1 protein-coding gene and 1 pseudogene are annotated in these 828 nt (G+C 41.8%); both read left to right on the top strand.

Annotation, left to right across the window (positions count from 1 at the left end):
• Nucleotides 1–399 (top strand): conjugal transfer protein, encoded by a 399-nt coding sequence (locus LJD34_RS16045; RefSeq protein WP_003061368.1) that lies wholly within the window; start codon nt 1–3, stop codon nt 397–399.
• Nucleotides 377–828: pseudogene (locus LJD34_RS16050) on the top strand (ATP/GTP-binding protein); the annotation flags it as partial. The gene LJD34_RS16045 and the pseudogene LJD34_RS16050, both read left to right, overlap by 23 nt.

Consider the following 828-nt stretch of genomic DNA (forward strand, 5'->3'; position numbering starts at 1 on the left):
TTGAAAAAGATTAAATCTTATACGGGTATCTGGAACGTGGAAAAAGTCTTGTATGCAATCAATGACTTTAACTTGCCCTTTCCCGTTACCTTTACGCAGATTACATGGTTTGTGATTACAGAATTTATCATCATTCTGTTTGGGGATATTCCCCCACTTTCCATGATTGAGGGAGCATTTCTCAAATACTTCGGTATTCCCGTTGCTCTCACTTGGTTTATGTCGCAGAAAACCTTTGACGGAAAGAAGCCGTACAGCTTTTTGAAATCACAGATAACCTATGCCCTGCGACCAAAAATCACTTATGCAGGAAAAGCCGTAAAACTGCATAAGCAGATACTCAATGAAACAATCACGGCAGTAAGGAGTGTGAACTATGTTCCCGATAAAATATATTGACAATAACCTTGTCTGGAACAAGGACAATGAGGTGTTCGCTTACTATGAGCTGATACCGTACAACTATTCTTTCTTATCCGCAGAGCAAAAATTTATCGTGCATGACAGCTTTCGCCAGCTTATCGCACAGTCCCGTGAGGGTAAAATTCATGCCTTGCAGATTGCCACGGAAAGCTCCATACGAAGTATGCAGGAGCAGTCAAAGAAACTGGTAACGGGAAAACTAAAGGAAGTTGCCTATCAGAAGATAGACGAACAGACCGAAGCGTTAGTATCTATGATTGGGGACAATCAAGTGGACTACCGCTTTTTTCTTGGCTTTAAGCTCATGGTTACGGAAGAACAGCTCAATCTGAAGAACATCAAAAAATCGGCGTGGCTGACGTTCACGGAATTTCTCCATGAAGTGAACCACACGCTGATGAATGA

The sequence above is a fragment of the Faecalibacillus sp. MSK20_93 genome (assembly GCF_020589945.1).
GTDB lineage: Bacteria > Bacillota_I > Bacilli_A > Erysipelotrichales > Coprobacillaceae > Faecalibacillus > Faecalibacillus intestinalis.